Source organism: Kitasatospora sp. NPDC057512 (assembly GCF_042802135.1).
Taxonomy (GTDB): Bacteria; Actinomycetota; Actinomycetes; order Streptomycetales; family Streptomycetaceae; genus Kitasatospora.
This window is the reverse complement of sequence record NZ_JBHVET010001100.1, coordinates 1-1,930: the sequence shown is the minus strand read 5'-3', so window position 1 is coordinate 1,930 and position 1,930 is coordinate 1. Positions and strand designations below refer to the sequence as shown.

Sequence of the window (1,930 nt, the reverse complement as noted above, 5' to 3'; positions counted from 1 at the left end):
GCGCCGGCTGGTCTCCAAGGCGTTCACCCCGCGCCGGGTGGAGGCGCTGCGGCCGACCAGCTCGTAGCCGGCCTCGTCGATCGCGGCGCGCACCTGCTCGTCGTCCAACGGGGCGGCGGAGGAGATCGTCACGGTCCCGGCCGTGGCGTCGGCGGCGACCTCGGTGACCCCGGCCAGGGCGGAGACCTCCTCGCTGATCGCCTTCTCGCAGTGGCCGCAGCTCATGCCGGACACGGTGTAGGTGATGGTGCTGGACATCGGGGGCCTCCGGGAGGTCCGGGCGGCCCGGGTGTTCGCCCGGGGCGCGGCGCTGGCAACGACTCTTCTGACAACACCATACCCCTCCAGGGTATTCCGGGAATGGTGGGGGTGGGGCGCCCGGATCGCCCCGGGAACACCGGGGGCCAGGGCCGGTCGGGCCTCCGCCGTGATCGTCCCTTATGTTCGGTATGTGTTTCCGCTCCGCCGCGCCCAGTCTCCCTCGGCCCCCACGGCAGCCGGACTGCCGCCGGACCGGCAGCGCGGCGCCCTGCTCGCCGCCGACCTCCAGGACGTGCCGTTCTGGCGACGCGCCACCCCGGCGCTGATCGCCGTCCTGCTCGTCGGGCTCGCGGACTTCCTCTCCGGCAAGGACCGCTACCTGGCGCCGCTGATGACCGTGGTGCCGACCGTCGCGGCGCTGACCCTGAAACCCCGCGAGCTGCTGCTGGTCTGCTCGCTCGGGCTGGTCACGGTGTTCGGGCTCAGCCACCACGACGAGGTCGACAACATCAACGACGCCCGCTTCCTGTACGGGGCGATGGTCAGCTACGTCGTCCTGACGCTGTTCTCGGCCTGGGTCGCCAAGATCCGGATGCGGCGCGCGGCGGCCTTCGCGGCCGTCAGCTCCGTCGCCGAGGCCGCCCAGCGGGCCCTGCTGCAACTGCCCGGGCCGACCGTCGGGCCGCTGCGGCTCGCGGTGCGGTACGTGTCGGCGGCGGACGCCTCACGGATCGGCGGGGACCTGTACTCCGTGCTGGAGACGCCGCACGGCACCCGGGTCGCGGTCGGGGACGTCCGGGGCAAGGGACTGGCCGCCGTGCAGACCGCGGCCGTGGTGCTGGGCGCGTTCCGCGAGGCGGCGTACGACGAGGCCGGACTGCGGGGCGTCGCGGCGCGGATCGAGGCCAGCGTCGAACGGCACGTGCCGGACGGGGAGTTCACCACGGCGCTGTTCGCGGAGTTCCGAACGCCCGGGGCGATGGAGCTGCTGCAGTACGGGCACGTGCCGCCGATCCGGGTGGACCACGAGGGGCGGGCGCACGTGCTGGACGCGCCCGACCCGTGGGTGCCGCTGGGCCTCGGCCGGCTGGCGGCGGGGGAGCCGACCACCTGGGCACAGCCCTTCGGGGCGGACGACGTGCTGGTGCTCTGCACGGACGGGGTGATCGAGGCGCGGCACCGCACGAGCGGGGAGTTCTACCCGCTGGCGGAGCGGGTCGGGCCGCTGGTGCGGGGAGCCGCGCGCTCGGAGGGGGAGCTGGAGACGGCGGTCGGACGGGTGTACGCGGACCTGCTGGCGCACACGGGCGGGGAGTTGCGGGACGACGCGTTGCTGCTGCTGATCGCGCGGACGGACGGGTGAGGGAGGGGGTCAGGTGGCGGTGACGTCGGCGAGGGTGCGGAAGACGAGGGCGGTGGAGGTGGCGCCCGGGTCCTGGTGGCCGATGCTGCGTTCGCCGAGGTAGGAGGCGCGGCCCTTGCGGGCCTGGAGGGGGACGGTGTCGCGGGCGCCCTGTTCGGCGGCGTCGGCGGCTGCGGCGGCGCGGGGGGCGGCGGGGCGACGGGCGGCAGCACCACGTCCTCGACCGTGTGCCGGGCCGCCGCCAGCTGGTGCGCGGTGGCGTGCCACACGGTCCGGGACGCGGCCCAGCCGTGGACGAGCACCACC

At 75.1% G+C, this 1,930-nt stretch carries 3 protein-coding genes; 1 reads left to right on the top strand and 2 read right to left on the bottom strand.

Going from position 1 to position 1,930, the window contains the following annotated elements; genetic code table 11:
• Positions 1-258 (bottom strand): heavy-metal-associated domain-containing protein (locus ACFU6K_RS38010; RefSeq protein ID WP_380671081.1); only part of this gene is annotated, 258 nt, incomplete at its 3' end.
• A 193-nt stretch (positions 259-451) separates the two neighbouring features.
• On the opposite strand from ACFU6K_RS38010, the gene ACFU6K_RS38005 reads away from it, so the two are divergent.
• Positions 452-1,624 carry a PP2C family protein-serine/threonine phosphatase gene (locus tag ACFU6K_RS38005; protein WP_380671079.1) on the top strand — a complete coding sequence of 391 codons (1,173 nt, stop codon included), beginning with the start codon at positions 452-454 and terminating at the stop codon, positions 1,622-1,624.
• Between the two features lie 9 nt (positions 1,625-1,633).
• On the opposite strand, the gene ACFU6K_RS38000 is transcribed toward ACFU6K_RS38005, so the two are convergent.
• Positions 1,634-1,930: DAK2 domain-containing protein (locus ACFU6K_RS38000; RefSeq protein ID WP_380671077.1), on the bottom strand; the 297-nt coding region annotated here is incomplete at its 5' end.